23 protein-coding genes are annotated in these 24,065 nt (G+C 56.8%); 3 read left to right on the top strand and 20 right to left on the bottom strand.

What is annotated here, in order from left to right:
* Nucleotides 1-321 precede the first annotated feature (321 nt).
* On the bottom strand, nt 322-1,155 hold the full coding sequence (locus ACZ5EH_RS13010; protein ID WP_464274308.1) for a sirohydrochlorin cobaltochelatase: 834 nt from the start codon (nt 1,153-1,155) through the stop codon (nt 322-324).
* Between the two features lie 206 nt (nt 1,156-1,361).
* Between ACZ5EH_RS13010 and ACZ5EH_RS13005 the strand changes: the two genes are divergently transcribed.
* Complete coding sequence (locus tag ACZ5EH_RS13005) at nt 1,362-3,389, top strand: SpoIIE family protein phosphatase (protein WP_464274307.1); 2,028 nt, start codon at nt 1,362-1,364, stop codon at nt 3,387-3,389.
* Nucleotides 3,386-4,624: an ABC transporter substrate binding protein gene (locus tag ACZ5EH_RS13000; protein WP_464274306.1), complete on the top strand. Its 1,239-nt coding sequence runs from the start codon at nt 3,386-3,388 to the stop codon at nt 4,622-4,624. Before ACZ5EH_RS13005 ends, ACZ5EH_RS13000 begins: the two co-directional genes overlap by 4 nt.
* A gap of 82 nt (nt 4,625-4,706) precedes the next feature.
* On the opposite strand, the gene ACZ5EH_RS12995 is transcribed toward ACZ5EH_RS13000, so the two are convergent.
* The 4 genes from ACZ5EH_RS12995 to ACZ5EH_RS12980 all read right to left on the bottom strand — a co-directional run bounded on the left by ACZ5EH_RS12995 (nt 4,707) and on the right by ACZ5EH_RS12980 (nt 8,825).
* Nucleotides 4,707-5,492 carry an acyl-CoA dehydratase activase gene (locus tag ACZ5EH_RS12995; protein WP_464274305.1) on the bottom strand — a complete coding sequence of 262 codons (786 nt, stop codon included), beginning with the start codon at nt 5,490-5,492 and terminating at the stop codon, nt 4,707-4,709.
* Nucleotides 5,492-6,781 carry a double-cubane-cluster-containing anaerobic reductase gene (locus tag ACZ5EH_RS12990; RefSeq protein ID WP_464274304.1) on the bottom strand — a complete coding sequence of 430 codons (1,290 nt, stop codon included), beginning with the start codon at nt 6,779-6,781 and terminating at the stop codon, nt 5,492-5,494. The genes ACZ5EH_RS12995 and ACZ5EH_RS12990 overlap by 1 nt, the downstream gene beginning before the upstream one ends.
* A gap of 122 nt (nt 6,782-6,903) precedes the next feature.
* On the bottom strand, nt 6,904-7,464 hold the full coding sequence (locus tag ACZ5EH_RS12985; protein ID WP_464274303.1) for a nicotinate-nucleotide adenylyltransferase: 561 nt from the start codon (nt 7,462-7,464) through the stop codon (nt 6,904-6,906).
* A gap of 8 nt (nt 7,465-7,472) precedes the next feature.
* Nucleotides 7,473-8,825: an alkaline phosphatase family protein gene (locus ACZ5EH_RS12980; protein ID WP_464274302.1), complete on the bottom strand. Its 1,353-nt coding sequence runs from the start codon at nt 8,823-8,825 to the stop codon at nt 7,473-7,475.
* Nucleotides 8,826-8,976: 151 nt separating this feature from the next.
* Here ACZ5EH_RS12980 and ACZ5EH_RS12975 point away from each other — a divergent pair, with 151 nt between their 5' ends.
* The gene (locus ACZ5EH_RS12975; protein WP_464274301.1) at nt 8,977-9,681 is read left to right on the top strand and encodes a PHP domain-containing protein; all 705 of its coding nucleotides are present in this window, start codon (nt 8,977-8,979) and stop codon (nt 9,679-9,681) included.
* A 101-nt stretch (nt 9,682-9,782) separates the two neighbouring features.
* On the opposite strand, the gene ACZ5EH_RS12970 is transcribed toward ACZ5EH_RS12975, so the two are convergent.
* The 15 genes from ACZ5EH_RS12970 to ACZ5EH_RS12900 form a co-directional block, all read right to left on the bottom strand.
* Nucleotides 9,783-11,156 carry an FAD-binding oxidoreductase gene (locus ACZ5EH_RS12970; RefSeq protein ID WP_464274300.1) on the bottom strand — a complete coding sequence of 458 codons (1,374 nt, stop codon included), beginning with the start codon at nt 11,154-11,156 and terminating at the stop codon, nt 9,783-9,785.
* Between the two features lie 94 nt (nt 11,157-11,250).
* Nucleotides 11,251-11,721 carry an SsrA-binding protein SmpB gene (smpB, locus tag ACZ5EH_RS12965; protein ID WP_464274299.1) on the bottom strand — a complete coding sequence of 157 codons (471 nt, stop codon included), beginning with the start codon at nt 11,719-11,721 and terminating at the stop codon, nt 11,251-11,253.
* Nucleotides 11,722-11,742: 21 nt separating this feature from the next.
* Nucleotides 11,743-13,545, bottom strand: a complete 1,803-nt coding sequence (ptsP, locus tag ACZ5EH_RS12960; protein WP_464274298.1) for a phosphoenolpyruvate--protein phosphotransferase — start codon at nt 13,543-13,545, stop codon at nt 11,743-11,745.
* Nucleotides 13,545-13,853 carry an HPr family phosphocarrier protein gene (locus ACZ5EH_RS12955; RefSeq protein ID WP_464274297.1) on the bottom strand — a complete coding sequence of 103 codons (309 nt, stop codon included), beginning with the start codon at nt 13,851-13,853 and terminating at the stop codon, nt 13,545-13,547. Before ACZ5EH_RS12955 ends, ptsP begins: the two co-directional genes overlap by 1 nt.
* Before the next feature lie 264 nt (nt 13,854-14,117).
* Nucleotides 14,118-14,864: a PTS system mannose/fructose/sorbose family transporter subunit IID gene (locus tag ACZ5EH_RS12950; RefSeq protein WP_464274296.1), complete on the bottom strand. Its 747-nt coding sequence runs from the start codon at nt 14,862-14,864 to the stop codon at nt 14,118-14,120.
* A gap of 34 nt (nt 14,865-14,898) precedes the next feature.
* Nucleotides 14,899-15,729, bottom strand: a complete 831-nt coding sequence (rsmI, locus tag ACZ5EH_RS12945; RefSeq protein ID WP_464274295.1) for a 16S rRNA (cytidine(1402)-2'-O)-methyltransferase — start codon at nt 15,727-15,729, stop codon at nt 14,899-14,901.
* Nucleotides 15,671-16,087, bottom strand: a complete 417-nt coding sequence (locus ACZ5EH_RS12940) for a YraN family protein (protein ID WP_464274294.1) — start codon at nt 16,085-16,087, stop codon at nt 15,671-15,673. Before ACZ5EH_RS12940 ends, rsmI begins: the two co-directional genes overlap by 59 nt.
* Nucleotides 16,069-16,785: a ribonuclease HII gene (locus tag ACZ5EH_RS12935; protein WP_464274293.1), complete on the bottom strand. Its 717-nt coding sequence runs from the start codon at nt 16,783-16,785 to the stop codon at nt 16,069-16,071. The genes ACZ5EH_RS12940 and ACZ5EH_RS12935 overlap by 19 nt, the downstream gene beginning before the upstream one ends.
* A gap of 9 nt (nt 16,786-16,794) precedes the next feature.
* On the bottom strand, nt 16,795-17,145 hold the full coding sequence (gene rplS, locus ACZ5EH_RS12930; RefSeq protein ID WP_464274292.1) for a 50S ribosomal protein L19: 351 nt from the start codon (nt 17,143-17,145) through the stop codon (nt 16,795-16,797).
* Between the two features lie 141 nt (nt 17,146-17,286).
* On the bottom strand, nt 17,287-18,579 hold the full coding sequence (gene trmD, locus ACZ5EH_RS12925) for a tRNA (guanosine(37)-N1)-methyltransferase TrmD (protein WP_464274291.1): 1,293 nt from the start codon (nt 18,577-18,579) through the stop codon (nt 17,287-17,289).
* A 56-nt stretch (nt 18,580-18,635) separates the two neighbouring features.
* Nucleotides 18,636-19,202, bottom strand: coding sequence for a ribosome maturation factor RimM (gene rimM / locus ACZ5EH_RS12920; protein WP_464274290.1), 567 nt, complete (start codon nt 19,200-19,202; stop codon nt 18,636-18,638).
* A gap of 15 nt (nt 19,203-19,217) precedes the next feature.
* Nucleotides 19,218-19,451 carry a KH domain-containing protein gene (locus ACZ5EH_RS12915; RefSeq protein WP_464274289.1) on the bottom strand — a complete coding sequence of 78 codons (234 nt, stop codon included), beginning with the start codon at nt 19,449-19,451 and terminating at the stop codon, nt 19,218-19,220.
* A gap of 88 nt (nt 19,452-19,539) precedes the next feature.
* Nucleotides 19,540-19,782 (bottom strand): 30S ribosomal protein S16, encoded by a 243-nt coding sequence (gene rpsP / locus ACZ5EH_RS12910; protein ID WP_464274288.1) that lies wholly within the window; start codon nt 19,780-19,782, stop codon nt 19,540-19,542.
* Nucleotides 19,783-19,852: 70 nt separating this feature from the next.
* Nucleotides 19,853-21,388 (bottom strand): signal recognition particle protein, encoded by a 1,536-nt coding sequence (gene ffh, locus ACZ5EH_RS12905; protein WP_464278298.1) that lies wholly within the window; start codon nt 21,386-21,388, stop codon nt 19,853-19,855.
* Nucleotides 21,389-21,632: 244 nt separating this feature from the next.
* Nucleotides 21,633-22,814, bottom strand: coding sequence for a pyridoxal phosphate-dependent aminotransferase (locus ACZ5EH_RS12900; RefSeq protein WP_464274287.1), 1,182 nt, complete (start codon nt 22,812-22,814; stop codon nt 21,633-21,635).
* Between the last annotated feature and the right edge of the window lie 1,251 nt (nt 22,815-24,065).

Here is a 24,065-nt window from a genome sequence, read left to right as displayed (position 1 = left end):
AATGACCCCCGACAATACCTTTCCATGCCCGCTCTGCGGAAACGAGGCTGTCATTCAAGGACGCTGAAGCGCCTCCCGCATCCGCTGCACGGTGTGCGGCGCCGACCTTCTGGCCCGTGATTATCAAGAAGCAATTCAGGACTGGCTGGAGCAGCTTTGCACCACCTTTGATGCAGAACATAACGAGAGCGATACGCCTGAAAAATGAATCGCCTGCAGTTTGGAGATGACAAATCAGCCATTCCGTCAGGCTGGGGGAAGCCAGGAAAAGAGGGCGTGCAACAAAGACGCTGAAATGAGGGGGAACGGCGCTAAAACGACCTACTCATTGAGTTGCGCCATGGCTTGCCCCAGGTGATCCATCCAGATGGCCACGAACCTTTCGCGTTCAGCCGCGCTGGCCAGCACGGGAGTACAGGGCACACCTTTTCTCTCAATGACCGATTTCCAGGATTCTGCATGCTCGCCCGACATATCCCGCAGGGCATGCGCGCCAACAACCGCCAGAAGCGGCATCAGCCACGCGCGGGGCGTTCCCTGTCTGGCCAGCTCCTCTGCAATGTCTTCCACAGCGCCAACACCATCCATGGTGCCGATATATATTTCTTTGTCATACTTGCGCACTGCATCAGAAAGATGCTGATACATGGCGTCGCCCTCGTGCCAAGTACCATGCCCCATAAGCACCACGGCTTCATCAGCAGAGCGTTCCTCCGGAATGTGGCGCACAACCGCGGCAGCGGTCCGATCCACATCTGCAGCCGTCGCCATCAACGGCAGCCCAACCACTATACGCTCAAAGCCATCTACCATTCCCTGGCCCGAGTCCGGATCAATGGTCGCGGCGTCAAGACGAAATCCCTGCGCCTGCGCCTGCAATTCTGTAAACTCCCGCCCTGGAATAACGTGCAATGATTGGACAGCCACATGGGTGTAGCGCTCGAAACGCATTTTTTCCAAGGCCTTTACAACAGAGTCTGTCTTTTTGCCTTCTCCGGCCAAACGCCGACGGATAACGCCTGACGTGAAGGCCCAGCGAACAGGCACCCCTGGAAATCGTTCCCGGATTTGCTGGTCGAACTGCCAGAGGGTCTGATGCGCCTTTGGATTGCTGGAACCAAAGGCGGCCACAAGTATGCCGGTCTTGGATGTCATGTATTTCTCGTTCCCGTTGGGCAGCATAGATGTAACGTCGCTGCTGCACCCCGTTACTCTCTAGCCCAATCCACGCTTTGGGGCAATACAAGCCAGACAACTCCAAACAGGTTTCGCTTTCATCCAGCGACATTATGTCATACCCTTGTAAACAACTTGGTGGGTAGGGTTGGTACTCTCTGCTACATCACAAAAGGGATCGAAACGTGCACTCGCTTCGCAACAAAATATTCCTCCTGGTCCTCTGCATTCTGGCAATGGTCGCAGCCGGGGTCATGTTTTTTTCCAAGCAGGATGTGGAAAAGGCCATGGTTTCCGTGGAGCAGCGCTCTGCCCACAACGTCCTCGAACTTTTGAAGCTCAATCTTCAGGGACGCTGGCAAACCATGCTTGTCGACAAGGTAGATGCAGTCCAGGACGTCAAACGGAGCATAGCCCACATCTCCGGCATGGTGCTTGCCGGTCTTTCGCCCTACCGGGACATGACCCGCCAGGGCACCCTGGATGCAGAGCAGGCCCAGAAAATGGCCCTGGCCTGGCTTGCTGGTTTGCAAACCGATGGCGTCTACTGCTTTGTTGTTGATGGCAAGGGGCGCACCCTCTACCATCCAGACAAGGACCTGATCGGCAAGGACCTTTCCTCGCTGCAGGACATCAAAGGGCGCCCTCTTATCAAGGCGGCCCGGGATGATATCCGACGTTTTGGCAGCAGCTTCGCCATCTTTCGTTTCATTCATCCGCAGCGCAATGAAACCGTCAAACAATACGCCAATTTTGTGCCTGTTCCCGAATGGAACTGGCTGGTCGGGGTGGCGGCGTTCATTGGTGATGTGGAAGATATAATCGCCCATAAACGTCTTGAAATCATTGACGTTTTAAAAGACAACATCCCCAAGGTCCGCATTGCGGAAAGCGGATTCGCGTTTTTGTTCAACTCCAGAGGCAAAGTGCTTATAAGCCCGCCGGCGCAATATGCCGGCAGGCTCCAGGCGGCAACCGCGGACGGTCTTCCCTTGATGCAGCAACTGGTACGCGCCGGGCAAAGGGGTGAAACAGCCCCCATCAGTTGGGAGCTCCCGTCATCTGATGGCCAGAACGCCATTGCCATGGAGTCTCTCATCACCCTGTTCGAACCGCTGGACATTTTTATCGCCACTGCCGCCCCCAAACGTGAAGTAGCACGCCCCGCACGAGAACTTATACGTAATCAGGGTTTTATCATCGCCGGAGTTTTGGTGTTGGCCATGCTCGTTGCTCTGGCCTTTTCATCCCGGCTTTCGCGCCCTTTGTCGCGACTGGCCACCTATGCCAAATCCATTCCGGAAGAAGATTTCACAGCCCCAAATCCTGGCCCACCAGCCATTGCAGACCTTCCCCAGCAATACCGGGACGAAGTGGGACGGCTGGCAAGCGCCTTCATCTTTATGGAAGCTTCACTGCGTGAAAATATTGTCGGCCTCATGAACATCACGGCAGCCAAGGAACGCATAGAAAGCGAACTCGCCATTGCCAGAGAAATACAGATGGGCCTGTTGCCCAAAGGTGAACCGCCTCTGCCGGAATGCCCTGCCATTACACTCCACGCCTTTCTACAACCAGCCAAGGAAGTAGGGGGCGATCTCTACGACTTTTTCCCCCTTGATGACGGACGGCTCTGTTTTGGACTTGGTGATGTTTCGGACAAAGGCGTGCCTGCCGCCCTGTTCATGGCCGTTACCCAGACATTGATCCGTACAACAGCACTCCAGAATCCGCAGCCCGCCGTAATGATGCACACGCTCAATGAAGAGCTGGCCAGGGAAAATCCCAAAACCCTGTTCGTCACCTTGCTTGTTGCTGTCATGGACCTGGGGAACGGCGTGGTGGAATACGCCAATGCAGGGCACAACCCGCCCGTACTCATCCAAAATGGTGAAGCACGCACCGTCCCGGCCATCAGCGGCCCCATTGCCGGCGCCATAGAAGGATTGGACTATGAACCGCTGCGTTTGGAACTGCAGCCTGGAGACACCCTCCTGCTTTATACGGACGGTGTTACCGAAGCCATGAATGAAGCGGAGGAAATGTACACGGAAGATCGCCTGTTGCGCACGGTGCAATCCATTGCGGCGCAATCGCCGGAATCCATCGTGAATCGCATCCTTGCCGACGTGCAGGATCATGTAGCCGGTGCAAAACAGTCCGACGACATCACCATGCTGTGTCTGCGTTTCAACGGGAGGGCATCTTCATGACCCGGCATCTCTTCCCCAGCGCCATCGCCTTTATTGCGCTTTGCTGCCTGCTCATGCCTTTTTCCGCCGCGGCCCAAGCCCAACAGACAGATGCTTCCACTGAAGCCGCGCAGAAGCTGGCGCCCCATACCAGGCCGGATGGTTCCAAATGGCGCATCGCATATTACGAGGGCGGTCAGTATCCCGACTACCGCTTGACGCTGATCGCCACCCTCAAAGGGTTGGAGCGCCGCGGCTGGCTGCACGTGGAGATTCCGAGCACCGATAATGCGTTGGCGACCTCGCCCCTTTCTCCAGAAGATCACCGCGCACTCTGGCAGTGGCTTTCTGCAAACGTGCAAAGCGATTACGTGGAACTCGTGGCCGACGCCTACTTCACCTCTGGCGATTTCAATACTGCCCTGCGGGATACAACGCGAGAAAAGCTCCTGGCCCGCATCCACCAGGGAGACATCGACCTGGTGCTGGCCATGGGCACCTGGGCCGGACAAGACCTGACAAAGGGGCATTCCGTCCCCGTGGTTGTGGCTGCCGCATCTGATCCGGAGTCCGCCGACATTGTGCCCCCAGGCGGCAAAAATGGAGCGTCCCACATCTTTGCAGTGCTCCAACCCGGCAGCTTTGCGGCGCAAATCCGGCTCTTCCATGACATGGACACGTTCAAGCGACTGGGCATCGTCATGGAAGACAGTCCTGAAGGACTCACCTACGCTGGCTTTAATGAAGTAAAGCAGGTTGCGCAGGATGTGGGGTTCGACGTTATTCCCTGCTATGCCGCCTTCAATGATGTTCCCATTGCTGCATCCTCGAAGCAGGTCGTCACTTGTTACAAGGAACTTGCCCCTGTGGTGGATGCGGTCTACATCACCGCCCACCGGGGGCTGACACCAGAGGTGTTGCCCGACGCGCTGGCGCCGCTTCTGGAGCACCGAATCCCCACCTTTTCCATGATGGGGCCGGATGAAGTTCGTAGAGGCGTGCTGGCGAGCATGGCCCACGATGGCTTTGACTTTGAAGGGCAGTTCGTGGCGGACGCCGTAACCCGTATATTTGCCGGCGCCCACCCTGCAGACCTGAACATGATTCTGGAATCGCCGCCTTCCATCGCCTTGAATCTGAAAACCGCCGAGATCATCGGCTATGATCCGCCTGTCGACATCCTTATGGCGGCAGATGCAATTTACGATACCATCGCACCCCCCTCGGAAGCTGAGCAGGGAATCCTACATCAATAGCTTCCCCCTGGCAGGGCAGAAATTAAAAAAACGGCCGGAGACTCCTGTCCCCGGCCGTTTGAGCATCTTTGCGCAGAACGCCCTATTCTTTTGCAGCCCAAAGGGCAGCGCCAAGGGCGCCGTTCATGTCAGGATTTTCAGGCACCAGCATTTCCTTGCCTTCCCCCGTGCCCAAGCGTGCTTCAAGCAGCGAACGCACGCAAGGATTGTGCGCAACGCCGCCGGCAAACACCAGGGGATACACCAGCCCCACGCGGGAAAGCATGTTCACGGTGCGCTTCACAATGGCCTCGTGCAGCCCAAGAGCGATATTTTCCGGCAATATGCCCTGGGCCATCAGCGAAGTGGCTTCGGTCTCGGCAAAGACAGTGCACATGCTGTTTATCACGGGCGCCTTGTCGCCCTGCAAGGCATAATCCCCAAATTCCTCCACTGGAATCTGAAAGACTCCGGCAGTATACTCCAGGAATTTCCCTGTTCCCGCAGCGCAACGGTCGTTCATTTCGAATTTGCCGACCCTGCCGTTCTGGAGAATGGAAATGGCCTTGGTGTCCTGCCCACCAATATCCAGCACGGTGCGCGCCTCCGGAAAAAGATGGGTCGCACCCAATGCATGGGCTTTGATCTCGGTGATGCTCTCCACAGTGCCTTCCAGGCCAAACTCTCCGGCAAGACGCTCCATGAGCCCACGGCCATAGCCTGTGGCGACCAGCCGGGTCGGCTTGTCTCCATCCAAAAGCAAACGACATTGGGAGGCAGGGTTGAAGGTCGTCGGCAAACGCCGACTCTCCAGAACCCTGCCCTCCCCATAGAGTACCAGTTCGATGGAGCGCGAACCGATGTCGAGCCCCGCGAATGTGTTCTTCACTATTTCAATGTCTCCACAAAAGCTTCAATGCGCGTCTTGAGCTGTTCCACGTCTTCCATGCTGTAGTCGGTCTCTATGGCCAGCATGGGCACGCCTGCCTGCTGCAAGGCCTTGTCCACCTTGAAGGCCTCATGCGAGTAGGGCTGGCAGAAAAGCAGCGCGTAGTGGATCACACCAGCGGCGTCCAGCTCCTTGGCAAGGGCGGTGACGTTTTCCAGGCGTTCGTCATTGGGCGTAAAGCAGGCGCAGTCGATTTTCATGTAGCGATCGGTCAAAAGATCGATGAGCTCGTCAAGAGTGCTTGCCTTGGCCACAGCGTCTTCATCCACCAGATCCCGAATATTGCGCGTGCCGATGCAGGATTCCTCACCAACCACCACAGCGCCCGAACTCTCCACTACATAGGGCAGCTTCCAGTTGGGCACGGCCATGGGGCACCCGGCCAGCAACAACCGCGGCGTGCCCTTTGGAGCCACACCTTCGCCATTGGCGATGCGGCCTTCCATCTCGTCGCACAGCTCATTGATCTTGGCGGTAAAGCGCACAGGATCCTCATAAAAACTGATCTGGTTGATCAGCAAAGCGTCTCTTCCGGAAATGGGCGCGGGTTCCGCCTTGCGCAGCTTGTTCAAGCGCTGGATAGCCTTGCGCTTGCCATTGACGGTGGCAATGCCCTGCTTGAGGTCCTCGACCGTGATGGTCTTCCCAGTGAGTTCTTCCAGCTTTTCCTTGTAGCGCACCATCTCGGCACGCAACATGTCGCGGTCAGAAGCATTCTTCTGCTGCGGCACTTCCATCACGTACATATTCACATACTCGCCAAACGCCTCGTACGTTTTCTTTTTTCCGTCGCAGGTTGTCTCGCCTACGATGAGGTCGCAGCTTTCTGTAAAAGGACATATTTTCGCCAGTTTGAACCCGACGAAGGACTTGATGAGGGCGCAAGTATTCCGCGGCACCAATGTTTCAGCCGCTTCCTTGCCTGCGTCAGCCCCTGCGCAGAGACCCACCTGTATGGCATCGACTGCCAGGGTCAATTCTTCGGGCACGAAAACGCAAAAGCTTCCGATGATTTTCCGGCCTTGGGCCTTGGCGTCCTGCAGTTCCTTGATGCGCAGGCCATGGACCTCGGACAGGACAAAGTCCAGGTATTCCGCGCCCTGTAAGCGCCCCTGCTGTGAAAGATAGATGTCGCCATAAAATTTGCCGAGAACCTCGAGCAACCCGTCATGGGCGTCGATGTCCATATTCAGCTTTTCCCACATTTCCTTGTAAGGTGCTTCCGCCATAATGTGCTCCCTCGGTATGGGTTTTCAAATAGCGCGAACGATAGCACCCTGTGCGACATGCTCTGAAATGATTTTTTTGGATAGATTTAGGCAATACCAATCAGTATTTTTTATAGTTTTTTTTAGCAATTCAGCCGCAACCTTTCAGGCAGTCCCCATACATCTGCCAGGTGCGCTACACTTGCAGGCACCATGGCGCGCCAGTCTCCCCCCTGTATCATGGCCTGGCGCACATCCACGCCACTAATTCCCTTTTCAGACAAAGGGCGCTCCCACATAACCTCTACGTTCAGCCCAAGCTCCTTAAAGCGCTGCTGCTTGGCACGCCCCCAGTCATCGTAAATGGTCAAAAAAAACACGGCGTCCATTGGCACGTAATGGCAGTAAAGCTCTGGGATATTCACGGGCAAAGGCACTACACTGAACGCCTCCCAGGCCAGACCAGCTTCACGCAGCGCTTCTCGCACCATCCACTGGCGCTCCCAGTAGGTAAGAGGGTTGGCGGCCGCAGCATCCCGCTTTGCGTCGGCGCTTTCGCTTCGCGTCAACGAAGGGTCAGGGTTTGTTACCCCGACGACCAGGTGTTCACAGCGTTCTTTACCTGCCAGCAGATAACGTAAATGATCGTTGTGCAAAATCTGAAAACGACCGTGAATCACGCCTGTCGGATGCCGGGAAACCATGGGAGACCTCAGTCCAAGGTAAAAGGTTCATAAGTGCCTGGCCAGGAAGGTGTGGCGGCAAACCCTTCAGGACTGTCTCGCAGTCCCATAAGCCGGGCCCTGTCCAGATAATTGAGCACCAAAAGCATGAGTTCAGCCCCCCTGAGCAAGCCAAAGCACCCGGCAGCGGCGGCAACCTCATCAAAACGCGCCACATCGTCGCGGCGTACGCCTTCGCCACACAACAGCAAGGGAACAGGCTCCCCGGAATGAATAAGCGCTCCGGAACTGGGGGTGGAGTGATCCGCCGTAACCACAAGCAATAGATCAGGGTCATTGACCATTTCCAGCAGCTTGCCGGCGCCTTTGTCCAGCGAGGCTATAACGTCGCGTTTGTGCAGGCAGTCTTTGGTATGGGCAGCCACATCGGGTCTTTTGGTATGCAAATGCACAAAATCATAGCGCTGCAAGGCCTGCTCGGCCTGCTCCAGCCTGCCGGCCAGCTCAGCGCCGGGGTCAGGTGCTTCATGCCCTTTGATAAAATCCATGCCCACATAGCTGGCCAGCCCTTTGAACATGCTGCCCGTGGCAATACACGCCGCATGCAGGCCATGGCGCTGTCTGAAACCAAGCAGGGGGCGCGCCTGCCCTGCCCTTTGGGTTGCCAGAAAATTCATGGGCAACAGCCCTTTCCTCCGGCGCTCCTGATTCACAGGGTGGGCATCCAAAATTGCATACGCGCGACGGAGATATGATTGCAGCGCATCCGCACTGCGGCTGGCGGCTCCTGGAGCCCTGGCATCGGCAAAAGGGCGCGGCGCAATAAGCATGGCCCCATTGCGGATGGGATTCACGTCCGTCACATCCGGGCTGGGGGGCAGATTCTCCTCCAGGGAGCGCAGCAACAACACTCCATGCAATCCCTTGATGTGGCAATGCTCAAAACGCAAGCCATCCAGCTCCAAGGCAGGGAGCACAGCGGCAAGAGTGGCCGTCTCGTCGTCAGTGACGTCCCCGGGAGTATCCGCAACGAGCTGCATGGCGCCATCAACATCCTGGGCGCATACGAATCGCGCCATTATAGAGACATCGCCCCCGGCGTCATCCACCAGTGGGCGCAACGCAATGCCTGCTCCCATGGCCTCCAGCGCACCACGGCCAGGAAATGCAGACTCGGGGAACCCGAACATCAAAAAATGGGCAAGTTCACTGGGCATGGCCTGCCCCACAAGTCCGGCATGATACAGCCCATTACCACCCATGGTCGCAAGGGCGTCAAAGGTGGGTGTCGGCGCGGCCATGAGCGGTGTTGTGCCGCCAAGGGCAGCATGGGCCCTGTCTCCCAGACCATCCAGCAACAAAAGCAAGCACTTGCTTGGCATGTTTTACCTCGTGCTTGAAATATAACGGAAAACTTATTCCCAGTCATGTACGGTTTTTCTTTTGTGTTACCATCAGCATTTCAAATCATATATAGTCTGCTTCCTGATACATTCGTCACTGCAACATAGAAGCTTTCAATTTGTCATAAGCATGCTGCCGGCATATATTCTGGCTATGCTCATCGATCTTCATGTCCATTCCAGCATATCTCCCTGCAGTTGTTTGGGGATGGCTGATATTCTGTCCCACGCACGAGGCCTGGGGCTGGACGGCGTCTGTATTACTGACCACGACTGCATGGACGCACGTTTCGACGTGACGGAAGGTCTGCAATCTGACGGACTGCTGGTGCTCATTGGCATGGAGTACGCAACCGCGCAGGGCGATTTCCTTATTTTTGGGCCTTTTGAAAGCCTGCGACCAGGATTGCCAGCAATGGAAATGCTGCAACTGGTTCACAAAGCCGGTGGCGCAGCCGTTGCCGCGCACCCCTGCCGCTCATTGCGCCCTGCAGACGCTACGCTGGCCGCCAACGGGTTGCTGGCTGCCGTAGAACGCGTCAATGGCCGCAATACCACCAAAGAAAACGAACGCGCTGGAGAATGGGAAATGCGCAGTATCCAGCACAAACTGCACAGCACTGCCGGCAGTGACGCCCATACACTGTCAGAGCTGGGGCGTGCGCCCACCCGTTTTCACACCCATGTGCGCAGTAGAACCGATCTGATCAACGCCCTCAATAGCGGGATGTGCTCGCATGCCGTGCACGCCCCCCTGAAGGATCGCCTGCACGCACACCCTTCAGGCTACTTTTGCCCCCTGCCTGCGCAAAATTTTGCCGGCATGGCCCGCTAAATCCAAACGCTGTCTGCCTGCCAAATAAAAAAAGCCGGGATTGCGTCCCGACTGTTTCTTTTCCCGCCCCAGATATTGTCTACCGTTCAAATGGCGTTCTTTCAGAATCCTTTGCCCGGGTTCATAATGCCTGTGGGGTCGAAGGCCGCCTTTATCTGGCGCATGAGATTGATCTGCTCCTGACCAAGCTGCTGCCCAACATAGGGCTTTTTACTGGTGCCCACGCCATGCTCTCCGGAAAGTGAGCCACGCAGCGAAAGCACAAGGGAGTGGACTTCCTGTTTGGCGGCAAGGGCTTCTTTTTGTTGGAGAGTGGCGTCGTACATGATGTTCACATGCAGGTTGCCATCGCCCAAGTGCCCGAAAACGAGAATTATCAGTCCGTGACTACGCGCAATTTCCTGAACACCTTTTATGGCCTGGACCACCGTGCCACGGGGAACAGTCACGTCATCACTCATCTTGTCCGGGGCCAGGCTGTAAGAGGCCGGGTTGATAAGCCGGCGCAATTCCCAAAGTTCTTCCTCTACTGCGCCCGCACCTTCTGCAAGAAACTCCGGGGAGTGGCGCTCTACTATCTCACGCAGACGCCGCATGGCAGGGGGCAGGGTTTCCACAGCGCCGTCAAGCTTGAGCAACAGCGCAGCCTGCACACTGTTCGGCCAGGGAACGGTGGTGACATTGGCTATGGCGGTGAGCACCTCCGCAGCCATGAGCTCCATGGCTGTAGGCAGGATGCCGGCGGCAAAGACGGATTTGGCAACGGCCAGGCATGTATCGAGGCTTGCGCAGCCGACAAGAAGAGAGGCAGTGCTCTCGGGCAGCGGCAACAGCTTGAGCGTGATCTTTGTGGTCAGCGCCAGGGAGCCTTCAGAACCAACAAGTAATCGCACAAGGTCCAGGCCGACCACATTCTTGTGGGTGCGCCCGCCAGGGGTGATGACACGCCCTCCAGGCAGTACGGCTTCCAGCCCCAAAACGTATTCTCGCGTCACGCCATATTTCAGGGCGCGCATACCGCCGGCGCAGGTGGCAACATTGCCCCCGATGGAGGAAGAGCGCACGCTCGCCGGGTCCGGGGGGTAAAATAGCTTTTGGGCGGCAGCGGCGGTCTGAATATCATTGGTGACAACGCCGGGCTCCACAACCGCCACAAAATCATCAGGATCAATCTCGATGATGCGATTCAGCTTCAGGGTGGAGACCACCACACCAGGAGGGTGCGGCACGCAGGCGCCCACAACATTGGTTGCGCGCCCCCTGGGATATATGGGCATGTCTTCGCGTTGCGCCCAGGCCATAAGCTCACGGCACTGTTCAAGGTTTTGTGGCCGCACCACAGCCAGTGGCGCTGCGTGCTGTCTGCTGGCATCCGCCCCGTAAGGATACACCTGTTGGGATTCGAGCAGACAGTCTTGACGACCGAAAAGGCGGCGCAAAAAGGCGCGCTGGGACTTGCTGAGAGAATCAGTCATGGCCTTGCGACTGTATGGAGATCGTCATGATGTTGCCCAAAAAAAGGGCGCACGAAAAGAGACATGCTCCTCTGCTTCCGGAGCCGGCTACGCATTATTTGAGTTCGCGTGCGAGTTCCCGCTCAACGGCACGGCGTTTGAGATCGTCCCGGCGGTCATAGTTCTTTTTGCCCTTGCCAATGCCGAGCTCCACTTTGACTTTGCCGCGGGCGAAATAAAGCTTCATGGGTATAACGCTTAATCCCTTTTGCTCGGCCTTGGCAGTCAGCATATCTATCTCGCCGCCATGCAACAGCAATTTACGGGGGCGCTCCGGGTCATGGCCGCCATGGCCCACAGGGCCGGCATTTTCATACGGCGCAATATGCACTCCTATCAGCCAGGCTTCGCCATTGGAAAAACGGACATACCCATCCTTGAAGCTGGCTTTCCCTTCCCGCAGACTTTTTACCTCTGAGCCCTGCAGCACAAGACCAGCCTCAAGACGATCAAGAATTTCATAATCGTGCCTGGCCTTTTTGTTCTGGGCGATGAGGTTTTCGGATTTTTTATTTTTAGCGCACATGTGTGGCGTATGGAACCTGGGTTAAAAACCGTCGTCCTGGTCCAGGAGCGAGGCGTAAAATGAGAGTTCTTCCGGAAAACGGCGGAATATGGATTCTTTCACATGACGGTTGATAGTTGCAACCGTTTTGCAGCCCAACACGTTCTTGAGCAGGTTCATGCACTCGGTCATGGTGGTCTGGCGTATCACACGCTTGATGCCAGGTATGGCCTGGGGCGTTATGGAGATGGAATCGATCTTCATCCCCATGAGAATCGGCACGCAAAAGGGATCTGAAGCCAATTCACCGCACACGCTCACCGCGATGCCGGCCTGGTGCGCAGCGTCCACCACGTGTTTGATGCTCCGCACTATCGCGGGGTGCAGGGGCTGGTAGAGATAGGAAACATAGCTGTTGGTGCGGTCTATGCCCAGGGAATACTGAATCAGATCATTGGTGCCAATGGAAAAGAAATCGACTTCCTTGGCCAGCATTTCAGAGATCATCACTGCGGAAGGCAGCTCGATCATAATGCCCACAGGCAAATCAGGATTGAAAGCATGCCCTTCACTGTGCAGTTCCCGCTGCACTTCCCGCAGCAGTGCTTTTGCCTGGCGCAGTTCCTTCAGGCCAGAGATCATGGGAAACATGACCGCCACGTTGCCCGAAGCGCTCGCGCGCACAATGGCCCGAAGCTGGCGCTTGAAAATATCTTCATGGTGCAGGCAAAAACGGATCGCCCGCAGCCCGAGGGCGGGGTTGATCTCCTTTTCGTGCTCCATGTTCAGGGCCAGCTTGTCCGCCCCGAGGTCAAGGGTCCGCAGCACAACCCGCCGCGGCGAGAGTATCTGCGCCATGTCGCGATACTCTTCGTAAAGTTCCTCTTCCGTGGGCACTTCCTTCCGGTTCATGAAGGAATACTCAGTGCGGTAAAGGCCCACTCCCTCGCCCCCGTTGTCCAAAACAGAGGTGACTTCCTCAAAAAGCTCTATGTTCGCCATCACGCCCAGACGGTACCCGTCTATGGTTTCGCCGGGTAGGTGGCAGTCCCGCATGATCGAAACGTGGTACGCCTCGAACTGATATTTGAGATCGGAGTAGTAGGCGAGCTGCTCCTCGTCCGGGTCGATAATGAGCTTTCCCTTGAGGCCGTCCACCACGACGAGATCGCCGTCGCTAACGGTTTCCTCCAGGTCCTGCACGCCTACCAGCGCAGGAATTTGCAGAGAACGGGCCAGGATGCCTGTATGCGAGGTTTTACCCCCTTGCACCGTGGCAAAGGACATTATTTTGGAAACTTCGATGTCTATGGTGTCGGCTGGCGAAAGGTCGTGGGCCATAAGCACCACACGCCCCTGTATGGCTTTGATGGCGTGCTTGGAGCGTTCATCCACGTGACTCTGGCTGGCCAAACGGTTTTGCACGCGCTGGGCCACAAGGTTCACGTCCTGAATGCGGTCACGGATGTAGGGGTCATCAATGGAGCTGAAGGCTTTTTCAATCTCTCCGACAACCTTTTCCAAGGCCCATTCAGCCGTAATGCCCATTTCCTCCACGACCTTGCGTGCTTCATTAAAGAGCCTGGGGTCCTGACTGATGAGCAAATGGGTGTCTATGATTGCGGCGTGTTCCTTCAGCTCCGGCGGCACCTTGTCACGGGCGGCGGCAAGTTCTGACTGCTCCTCTTCAAACGCAAGGCGCAACCGTTCCACCTCGGTTGTAACGAGTTCCTGTGCAATCGTCTGCCGGGGAATCTGATGAAAGCGATGGCGGTTGAGAAAAAAAGCCTTGCCTATCGAGACGCCGGCTGAGACGGGTATGCCGGTGAGCACCCTGGGAGCCACTACTTCTCCTCTCCAAACCTCTTTTTGACCAGTGCCGCCAGGTGTTCGACAGCCTGTTGGGCATCGTTGCCCTCGGCGGAAATATGCAGTTCACATCCGCGCCCTGCAGCCAGGGTCAGGATATCCAAAATGCTTTTTGCATCAACCTGCTGCTCTCCCACAGCAAGATAAATCTTGGAGGAGAATTTTTGCGCCTCCTGGGCGATTTTTCCCGCAGGGCGTGCATGCAGGCCGAGTTCATTGCTCACGTGGACCTGCAGTGTTGCCGTGAGCAATTCTGCGTTTATTTCCTCGTTTTCCACCGTCATGTCAGTTTCCTGTGCATATCTTGACTGAAGTACGCAAAACAACAGCACTTCTCTATTAATTTTTTAGGATCGCGCCGTGCCAGTCATTTTCTGCGCGATTAAGATGCATATGTACAGAGCCGGTGCAGCATCGCATCTCAAAACGACTCATGGGACGCGACAATCCAGCAACAGCGGCGCACTTGTACGTGCTGCCTTCCGGGCGTTTCCCCGCGTCTTCCACCGCTTGAAGACAAAAAATCAGCTGCCCGCCAACAGCGTATTTTAAACCACATCCATGGCAGGCAGGACACTATAGAATGCCAGCAGGATAATCGCAACGACTTCTCTGGAAAGGGTCGCCCTGTACACCAACCAGGCGCCGATTGCCAGTCCGCCAACGCCCAGCAGCCACATATAGGACCCTGCCTGACCAGGCCAGACCAGGTACAGTACGATGGACAAAAGCAAGGCGTTTACGGCCTTGAGCCGCTGGCCCCAGTTTATAAGGTTCCAGCGCTTCAGTCGCAAGAGGAATCTCAACCCTTCCCGGTACCCCATGGCAAATGTCGCGAGCTTGAAGACATGCAGCATCACGAACCAGAGCACCATCCAGGCCACAACAAGATGAATCTGCCCCAAAAGAGCCAGCAAGATAGAGATCAACGACCAGAACACCAGGAGACTGCCCGCGAAAACCGAATCACCAATGGCGGAAAGCGTATAAATGGTGGTGTTTTTCACCCCTTCCAGCACGGACGAGGACAAGAGTCCCCGCGCAACCTTGTCCTCGAATGACAAAAACACGCCCAGCAGCAAAGGGGTCCAGAACAAATGCGTATTGTAGTGCTTCATATAGCGCTTGCGCGCGGCCAGTCGCTGCCGCAAATCCGGATAGATGCGCCGCAAACCGGGTTCCAGGCAAAAGATAAGCCCCACGTTTTGCATACCCCTGGTGTTGAAGGCAGAGCCAACCAGGTAGCTTCGCAAAAAGCAGTTCAAAAGCGTCTTGAAATTAAGAGGATTATCCATTCCAGCCCGTTTCGCCCAGTGTGGTCATCAAATGTCATCCGCGCTGCTGCAAGGCGTAAATCTGCTTCACGCTCCACCCTTGCACACGCTCTTTCACGCGCTTTGCTATCTCTTTTGGGGCGCCGCCGATTTCCTGCTCTTCTTGCAATATTCGCAGTACGTTTTCTTGCGTGTCTGCGCCGCTCTTGTCGGGTGGCCCGAGCAAGACAGTGACTTCCCCCAGAAGCTCGCGTTCCAGTTCCTTGCGCTCTTCCAACCTGCCCAAGATAAACTCCTCATGGGTCTTGGTCAATTCACGCGCTATACAAAACTCGCGAGATCCCAGCACTTCCCAGGCATCATCCAGAGCCTGCCAGACCCGGTCCTTGCGTTCATAAAAAACCAGGGTGCAGCCAATGCCGGCATATTGCGCAAAAAGCGCGCGGCGCTCCCCTCCTTTGCGCGGAGGGAACCCAAGAAAGGTATATGGATACGGAGGAATCCCGGCTGCCATCAGGGCCGTTGTCACGGCGCTTGCCCCTGGCAAGGGCGTTACAGGGAGCCCGGCGGCGCGGCAAGCCCGCACCAGGTGATAGCCGGGATCAGCCACCAGCGGGGTGCCGGCGTCCGTCATAATGGCGATACGCACGCCTTGACCGAGCTGCTCCAATACCTGTGGCAGCTTTTTCTCTTCATTGTGTTCGTGAAAACTCTGCAGCCGGGATACGCTAATGCCAAGACGGCTGCACAACAGGCCGGCGCGGCGCGTGTCTTCCGCCAGCACCAGGTCTGCCTGTTCAAGGGCCTCTTTGGCCCGGGGGGTCATGTCACCAGGGTTGCCAAGCGGTGTTGCCACCACCCAGAGACCCGGAAGCGTCGAAGGCATTGGGCACGTGCTCCACTGAAAAACCGTTTTCGCTTGCAGTCACACTGACTAGGTCAAAGCGGCATGGGCGCTCCCACAGACCGTAAGCGGAAAGATACAGGCTGGCTGCGCGACTGAGGCTCTGCCGTTTGCTTTTACCCACGGTCTGGGCCGGGGTAGCTCTGCCTCCCTGCTTTCTCGTGCGGACTTCGACAAATACCAGTGTTTCAGGTTCAGTTGCCGGATCAGCGCACACCAGGTCAAGCTCCATGCGCCCCTGCCTCCAGTTGCGTTGCAGGATGCGCAAGCCGCTTTTTTTGAGGAAAGCGGCAGCGGCGTGCTCGCCCCCTTGTCCGGTAATCAGGTGCCGGGGGGGCACAGGTCCAGGACTCCTTGCTCTGAGGCTGTTCTGGGGGGTTCAGGCGCAACGCCGCGAAACGTCATGCGGTGCATACGACACGGCCCCAAACGCTTCAAAGCAGCGTAATGCTCACGGGTGGCGTAGCCTTTATGGCCGGCAAAACCATAACCTGGATAGCGTTTGTCCAGGGAGGTAAGCAATCTGTCGCGAAATGTTTTGGCCAGAATGGAAGCAGCCGCGATGGCCGGAACGCGGGAATCTCCCCCAATGACAGTGCGCTGTTCACAGGGCATGGGCAATTCCTGATTCCCATCCACGGCAAGAAAGGCGGGGGACAAACGCAAATGCCCCACTGCACGGCACATGGCCGTGAGTGAGGCTTGCAGAATATTTATGCGGTCTATTTCCTGCGGCCAGGAAAGGGCCACACTCCAGGCCAGAGCCTGGGATTTGATGGCCGGTTCCAGCACGGCTCGGGCATCAGGAGTCAGCAGCTTGGAATCATTGAGCTTTGGCAGATCAAACGATTCCGGCAAAATGACAGCCGCCGCGGCGACCGGGCCGGCCAGGCATCCCCGACCGGCTTCATCGACACCCGCAAAAGGCGTGGGAAAATTACGCCAAAACGCATCCGAGGAGAGCTGGAGCAGTTGCCCCTGCTGCTGTTTACGTTTCGGTTTCCGTTTTCCAGTGGCCTTGCCGCCGGTACCGGCCATAGCCGGCCCCTAGGACCACTGATTCTTGGTCTTGATCTTGGCGGCTTTACCCTTGAGACCACGCAGGTAGTAAAGACGGCTACGGCGGACCTTACCTTCGGTAACCAGTTCAACGCGTTCGATGAACGGAGAGTGGAAGGGGAAAATGCGCTCAACACCGATGCCGCTGGAAATCTTGCGGACGGTAAACGTGGCGTTGGTGGTGCCGCGATGAATGCGCATTACAGCGCCCTGAAAAACCTGGATGCGTTCCTTTTCGCCTTCAATGATCCGCAGGTGCACCTTCACGGTGTCGCCGGTCTTGAACTTGGGAATATCCATGCGCATCTGTTCGCGCTCGATTTTGCGAATAACGTTCATGGCTGCCCTCCTGGGGAGTAGTATCTGCAAACGACCTGCACGGATTGCACCTGCGTTTGCGCATAACATTTAAAATTTCTCTGTACGTCTCGTCTCGCCGCCAACCGTACGTCTCGTTCCGTCTTCCGTCATGCCTTTGTGTCAGAGACAATCACCAAGGACACGGTCGCAGTATATTGCGGCTGCGGCGCGTACCGGAAGATGGTTGTATTCGCTCAGAGGGCGAATCGGCCTCATTGTCCCGTCTGCCGCCTGCAGCACCTGTGGAGCCAAACCATGCCCAGTGCCCAAAAGGAGCAAAACAGGTTCGCGCCCAAGCATCTTCCGGATGCTTCCGGGCGTTAGGCTGCCACGCATGGCAGCAGTGGTGGCAACCACCTTGGGTGTTGCTCCTGTTTCCTCACGCACCGCTTTCACGGCGTCTTCAATCAGGGGCAGAACCCTTATGCCCTCGAGAGCGCGCCCCCTTTCGGGGTTGCTTTTACAACCAGGACCTTCTGTCCAGTGCTGTAACAGCTCCCGGGCCAGAGCCTGCTGATCTTCCAGTGGCGTGAGAATGAAAGCACCACCTAAATCATAGGCACGGGAACAGCGGGCTATATCATGCAGGTCAAGGTTTGTCAAAGAGGTCGCGGCCATTTTTTTCTGACCATCCAGCACGGGATAGTGGGTCAGGGCCAGGTACAGATTGCGCCCCAACCTGGCGCAGGAGCCCGTCTGGCGCAGTCCGCGCAGGGTTGTCACGTCCGTCTCGTCCAGAGGCGCTTCACCCAGCAAATCCGGGCGTCTCTCCAGGGTCAGTTGCAGCCCCTGCTCTCTGCGCCATGCAGCGATCCGGCCATGGTCGCCGCTGCGCAAGACCTCTGGTACCTCGATCCCTTCCCAGACCTCAGGCCTTGTATAATGGGGGTATTCCAGTAATCCGGCCGAGAAGCTCTCCTCCTCGCCGGAATCGGCGTGCCCCATGAAACCTTCACGTAAACGGCCCACTGCTTCGATGACGCAAAGGGCTGCAGCCTCGCCGCCGCCCAGGACAAAATCCCCCACCGAAACAGGCTCCACCGGATACTGCTCCAGCACTCTGGCGTCCACACCTTCATAGCGCCCGCAAATCAGCGTCACACCCTCTTCTTCCTGAGCTAGCTCCCTGGCCATCTCCTGATTGAAGGGGCGACCGCTGGGAGCCATGAGCAAAATGCGGCCCGGCTTTTCCACGCTGTCCAACGCCTTTTTCAAAGGCTCGGCCAGCATCACCATGCCCGGCCCACCACCATAAGGGCGATCGTCCACGGTGCGGTGCCTGTCTTCAGTAAAGGTGCGTGGATCAACACATTCCAAACGCACCACGCCTGCATCCCGCGCTTTGCCAAGCAAAGCGCAAGAAAATGGAGAGTCGAAAAACTCAGGAAAAAGCGTAAGTACGGTAAAACGCATCTCCAGCCCCTGATGTGCGGCCCCGTGTGCAGCGTCATGCGGGCCGGGGACGGGAATCACCCCCCGAGATACAAGTCCAGCAATCCCTCAGGAGGGGCGATGCGCACCGTCTGCGCCGCGAGGTCAATGTCCAATACGGTTTCAGGATGCGCCGGTAAGAGCACTTCCTTGCCGTCGGCCGTCAATATGGCCCAGATTTCCTGCTCCGGTGTGGGAAACTGCACTTCCTGAATGTTTCCAAGAAACCGCCCGTCTTCAAGCAAAGCCGCACATCCCACAAGATCGTGGCAGTAGACTTCGCCCTCCTCGAGCGGTGGAAAGGCATCCTCAGGAATGCAGAGTAGACGGCCGCGCAGCTCTTCTGCGGCGTTGCGATCGTCTACCCCTTCAAGTTGCAACAGCACGCGTCCCTTATGTTCACGCAGGCTTCGCAGCTTGTGCGTTGGCAGTCCAGGCGCACGCCCTTTTTCCACTTCCTGCCATTGCCGGGGGGTGAACAGGCTCACCTGCCCGGCGTCGAGCAGAAAGAAAGGGTCCTCCAGGTCCAGATCAGTAACCAGGTCGCCGCGTATTCCATGCGGTCTGGCCACACGTCCTACGCAGACAAGCACTTCAGTGGCCATTGTAGTGACGACCACCTACTCGAGGATTTCCAGGACCGAGCGTTTTTTGGCCTTTGTGGAAGCAGCGCCGAGGATGGTGCGCATGGCGCGCGCCGTCCTGCCCTGCTTGCCAATGACCTTGCCCAGGTCCTCCTTGGCTACCTTCAATTCCAGCACAGAGGTCTGCTCGCCTTCCACTTCCGTGACATGCACCGCGTCGGGATTGTCCACAAGCGATTTGGCAATGTATTCGATCAAGTCTTTCAGCATGGGAACCTCCGGTCATTATCGAGGTGAGTTCGAGCGTATGTCGACCCGTTCCTGCGAAGACGCGGCGTGCCTTTTCGGAAGCAGATAGCTAGGCCTTCTTAATCTGGCGCAGCAGGGACTTAATTGTGTCAGAAGGCTGTGCGCCTTGCTCGAGCCAGCTGTTGAGCTTCTCGTTGTCCAGTTTAATCTCTACAGGGTTGACCATGGGGTTGTAGTAACCCAGGAAGTCGAGTGCACGGCCATCCCTTCTGGTTTCCGAATTAATCGCCACGATACGGTAAAACGGGCGCTTTTTAGACCCCATCCGAGTCAGTCTGATTTTCACAGCCATTGTCTGGTATTCTCCTTACATAATATGGTTTCGCGCGAAAATGGCAAGCGTCGGGGAAAAACAATCAAAATCAGCGCTTCTTGCGCTTCTTGCGCTTCTTGCGTTTGTCTTTCTTTTTCTTGGTGGCCTTACTGCCTGTGGGGCGGTTGCCCGCTCCGGGCATTCCGTCCATTCCGGGCAGTCCGGGCATTCCGTCCATTCCGGGCAGTCCGGGCATGCCGCCCATGCCACCCATTCCAGGCATGCCTCCCATTCCAGGCATGCCGCCGGGCATCTTGGGCATGGCGGGCATTTTGCCCTTCTTGCCCTTGCCGCCCATCATCTTTTTCATCATCTGCCGCATGTTCTCGAAATTTTTAATGAGCTGATTGACCTCGGCAATGTCCACGCCACTACCTTTGGCAATACGCTCCTTGCGGCTCTGGTTGATAACCTTTGGCTGACGCCGCTCCTCCATGGTCATGGAGCTGATGATGGCCTCAATGCGGCCCATGTCTTTCTCGGGGACCTGAATGTCGCCCAATTTTTTACGCATGTCCCCCATTCCGGGAATCATCTTGAGCAACCCTTCCAAAGACCCCAGCTTTTTCAACCGGCGCATCTGGGTGCGAAAGTCCTCAAAGTCGAATTCAGCCTTGGACAACTTCTTGGCCATGGCTTCGGCTTCGTCCTTCTCAAAGGTGGACTCCGCCTTTTCAATGAGGCTGAGCACGTCGCCCATGCCCAGAATACGCCCTGCAATACGGTCAGGGTGAAAAACATCCAGCTCGGAGAGTTTTTCACCAACACCGATAAATTTGATCGGCTTTCCCGTCACGGACTTGACGGAAAGCGCCGCACCGCCGCGGGCGTCGCCATCCATTTTGGTCAGCACAATGCCGGAAACATCCAGCAGGTCATTGAAGCGCTCGGCTACACTGACCACATCCTGACCGGTCATGGCGTCGGCCACGAACAAAATTTCCTGGGGCGCAACGTGTTCCTTGATGGCAGCCAGTTCCTGCATCAAGTCTTCATCAATGTGCAAACGCCCTGCAGTATCAAGCAGCACGATGTTGCAGCCCTGCTCCTTGGCATCTTCACGGGCCTTGAGCGCGATATCGACCGGGCTCATCTCCGTGGTGGAGGCATACGCCGGCACGTCAATCTGCTTGGAAAGCGCATGCAACTGCGCAATGGCCGCAGGACGGTAAACGTCTGCAGGAGCCAAATAGGGGCGCATTTTCTGCTTACGCAGGTGCAGAGCAAGCTTAGCGGCGCTGGTGGTCTTACCAGAGCCCTGCAGGCCCACAAGCATGACCACGGCAGGCTGCTTGCCGCGCAGGTCCAGCCCTTCCTGCTCGCCCCCCAGCAGCTCGATGAGCTCCTCGTGCACGATCTTGACGACCTGCTGCCCCGGGGTCAGGCTTTTGAGGACATCCTGCCCCATGCAGCGCTCGCGCACGCGCTCCACAAAGTCTTTGACGACCTTGAAGTTGACGTCGGCTTCCAACAGGGCCAAACGCACTTCACGCAGTCCCGCCTGGATGTTTGTCTCATCCAAACGGCCCTGGCCGCGAAAGCGCTTAAATACGTCGTTCAGGCGGTCTGAAAGGCTATCGAACATCATGCATCCATTGTTACAAACAGAGGTGAAACAGGAGTCGTTACGCCACCTGCCGTGCTTATGTCAAGCAAATCCATTACGGGCCGGAGCAAGGCGCCCCTGGTATTGCGTCCTCAAAAAGAGTCGTGAGATGCGGCGCTGGACAAACACAGCCCAGCCAGGCGCAAATGCGCCCCGCGAGAGACGGCAAAGGCCCCCAGCAAGCTGGAGGCCTTTGCTTACAGGCAACCCTGAAAAAACAAAACTATTTCTTTGCAGCGGCAAAACCCTTTGCGGAGCGCTCAATGACTTCCTGCCCCACGCAAAAACTCAGGCGAAAATGTCCGGGGCAGCCGAATCCCGAGCCGGGGACGGCCAGCACAAGCTGTTCCTGCAGCTTTTGCACAAAAGCGACGTCGTCGCCACCTGGCGCCTTGGGGAAGAAGTAAAACGCCCCCTTGGGCATCACATACTCGTATCCGGCATCATCCAAGACCTTGGCCATTGCCTTGCGGCGGGCGTCATAGATGCTGATATCCACAGAAGCGTTAAGGCATTTGGCCATCAACGCCTGACCAACCGAAGGCGCGTTCACAAAGCCCAGAATGCGGTTGGCCAGCACCAGCCCCTCGGCAAGCTGCGATTTGTTCGGCATATCCGGCGCCAAAAGCGCATAGCCCACGCGCTCACCAGCCAGAGCCAGATTCTTGGAGAAGGAGCTCAGCACAACACTATAGGGGTAGAGTTTCAAGACGCTTGGCACCTCGACCCCGTCATAAGCCAGAAAACGGTAAGGCTCATCCGACGCCAAAAAGATGGGGCGGCCGTATTTTTTTCCAGCGCGGGTCAGCACCTTTGCCAGGCCTTCCAACTCTTCGCGTCCGTAGACCTGTCCCGTGGGGTTATGGGGCGAGTTGATCAGCACAACGCGCACCTTTTCGTCCAGGGCATCTTCGATGGCGTCCAGATCCAGAGAAAAATCCTCTTTATTGGCGGGAACACTTTTAAAGCTGGCGCCATGATTTTCCGTATAAAAACCATATTCAACAAAATACGGGGCAATGCCCAGGACCACATCCCCCGGATTGAGCACTGCACGGAAAAGACAATTCAAAGCGCCTGCAGCGCCGCAAGTGATGGTCACATCTTCCATGCCGACCTGAACGCCCTGTTCTTGGGTAAGTTTTTCGGCCAGAGCCTGGCGCGCCCAGGGGTATCCCGGGTTCGGCATGTAGCCGAATGCAAAAGGCTTGTCCGCTTTTTCCGCAAGCTCGTGCATGGCGTCTTTCAATATGGCCGGTGGGGGCAAGTCGGGATTCCCGAGGCTGAAGTCGCATACTGCTTCTTCACCGTGTTGCTGTTTGAGCAACATGCCGGTCTCGAACATCTTTCTGATCCAGGATGCGTGCTGGATGTATCCTGCAATCTGCGTTGACAAAAGGTTCATGAACAATCCTCCTCAAAAAAATATGGCCAGCCCGAGGAACTCCCCAGGATAGTCTGTTTACATGCAGGGTGCTGCGTATCATGCAGGGGGTCCACCTGCCAACCCGCGGGAACAAATGCACGAACTGATAAAAACTCATGACAAAACATACTGGATTCCCGCCGCCGCGGGAATGACAGGGCGGCGGGGCAGATGTCTCTCACCTGTCTGACCGCTTCCAAACGTCAATTGGCATGGCGCGACGGCCTGCCCTCTTCTGATGGTGCAGCAAAAACGCCCTGTCATCCCCGAGAAATCGGGGATCCAGGGGTTGCCTTTATGGCCGCCCAGCATCGCAAGGAAGACGAAAGTCACTGGATTCCCGCTGCCGCGGGAATGACAGGGTGGCTGGGCAGATGTCTCTCACCTGTCGGACCGCTTCCAAACGCCAATTGGCATGGCGCGACGGCCTGCCCTCTTCTAATGGTGCAGCCAAAACGCGCTGTCATCCCCGAGAAATCGGGGATACAGGGTTTGCCTTTATGCCCGGCTTAGCACCGCGAGAAGGAAGACAAAAGACACTGGATTCCCGCCGCCGCGGGAATGACAGGGTGGTTGGGCAGATGTCTCTCACCTGTCTGACCGATTCCAAACGTCAATTGGTAAGGCGCGACGGCCTGCCCTCTTCTGATGGTGCAGCAAAAACGCCCTGTCATCCCCGAGAAATCGGGGATCCAGGGGTTGCCTTTATGGCCGCCCAGCATCGCAAGGAAGACGAAAGTCACTGGATTCCCGCTACCGCGGGAATGACAGGGCGGCGGGGCAGATGTCTCTCACCTGTCTGACCGCTTCCAAACGTCAATTGGCATGGCGCGACGGCCTGCCCTCTTCTGATGGTGCTGCAACAACGCACTGACATCCCCGAGAAATCGGGGATACAGGGTTTGCCTTTATGCCCGGCACAACACCGCGAGAAGGAAGACAAAAGGCTCTGGATTCCCGCAGCCGCGGGAATGACTGGGCGGCTGGGCAGATGTCTCCCACCTGTCGGACCGATTCCAAACGACATTTGCATGGCGCGACAGCCTGCCCTCTTCTGATGGTGCAGCAAAAACGCCCTGTCATCCCCGAGAAATCGGGGATCCAGGGGTTGCCTTTATGGCCGCCCAGCATCGCAAGGAAGACGAAAGTCACTGGATGCCCGCTACCGCGGGAATGACAGGGCGGCGGGGCAGATGTCTCTCACCTGTCTGACCGCTTCCAAACGTCAAT

It is taken from the genome of Desulfovibrio biadhensis (genome assembly GCF_055388615.1).
This window is presented reverse-complemented; position numbering and strand designations above follow the sequence as displayed.

Coding starts and splice junctions, on each gene's coding strand:
- ACZ5EH_RS13010 (WP_464274308.1), bottom strand. CDS start 1,155: ATGACATCCAAGACCGGCATACTTGTGGCCGCCTTTGGTTCCAGCAAT.
- ACZ5EH_RS13000 (WP_464274306.1), top strand. CDS start 3,386: ATGACCCGGCATCTCTTCCCCAGCGCCATCGCCTTTATTGCGCTTTGC.
- ACZ5EH_RS12990 (WP_464274304.1), bottom strand. CDS start 6,781: ATGGCGGAAGCACCTTACAAGGAAATGTGGGAAAAGCTGAATATGGAC.
- ACZ5EH_RS12985 (WP_464274303.1), bottom strand. CDS start 7,464: ATGGTTTCCCGGCATCCGACAGGCGTGATTCACGGTCGTTTTCAGATT.
- ACZ5EH_RS12980 (WP_464274302.1), bottom strand. CDS start 8,825: ATGCCAAGCAAGTGCTTGCTTTTGTTGCTGGATGGTCTGGGAGACAGG.
- ACZ5EH_RS12975 (WP_464274301.1), top strand. CDS start 8,977: ATGCTGCCGGCATATATTCTGGCTATGCTCATCGATCTTCATGTCCAT.
- ACZ5EH_RS12970 (WP_464274300.1), bottom strand. CDS start 11,156: ATGACTGATTCTCTCAGCAAGTCCCAGCGCGCCTTTTTGCGCCGCCTT.
- smpB (WP_464274299.1), bottom strand. CDS start 11,721: ATGTGCGCTAAAAATAAAAAATCCGAAAACCTCATCGCCCAGAACAAA.
- ACZ5EH_RS12955 (WP_464274297.1), bottom strand. CDS start 13,853: ATGACGGTGGAAAACGAGGAAATAAACGCAGAATTGCTCACGGCAACA.
- ACZ5EH_RS12950 (WP_464274296.1), bottom strand. CDS start 14,864: ATGGATAATCCTCTTAATTTCAAGACGCTTTTGAACTGCTTTTTGCGA.
- rsmI (WP_464274295.1), bottom strand. CDS start 15,729: ATGCCTTCGACGCTTCCGGGTCTCTGGGTGGTGGCAACACCGCTTGGC.
- ACZ5EH_RS12935 (WP_464274293.1), bottom strand. CDS start 16,785: ATGGCCGGTACCGGCGGCAAGGCCACTGGAAAACGGAAACCGAAACGT.
- rplS (WP_464274292.1), bottom strand. CDS start 17,145: ATGAACGTTATTCGCAAAATCGAGCGCGAACAGATGCGCATGGATATT.
- trmD (WP_464274291.1), bottom strand. CDS start 18,579: ATGCGTTTTACCGTACTTACGCTTTTTCCTGAGTTTTTCGACTCTCCA.
- rimM (WP_464274290.1), bottom strand. CDS start 19,202: ATGGCCACTGAAGTGCTTGTCTGCGTAGGACGTGTGGCCAGACCGCAT.
- ACZ5EH_RS12915 (WP_464274289.1), bottom strand. CDS start 19,451: ATGCTGAAAGACTTGATCGAATACATTGCCAAATCGCTTGTGGACAAT.
- rpsP (WP_464274288.1), bottom strand. CDS start 19,782: ATGGCTGTGAAAATCAGACTGACTCGGATGGGGTCTAAAAAGCGCCCG.
- ffh (WP_464278298.1), bottom strand. CDS start 21,388: ATGTTCGATAGCCTTTCAGACCGCCTGAACGACGTATTTAAGCGCTTT.
- ACZ5EH_RS12900 (WP_464274287.1), bottom strand. CDS start 22,814: ATGAACCTTTTGTCAACGCAGATTGCAGGATACATCCAGCACGCATCC.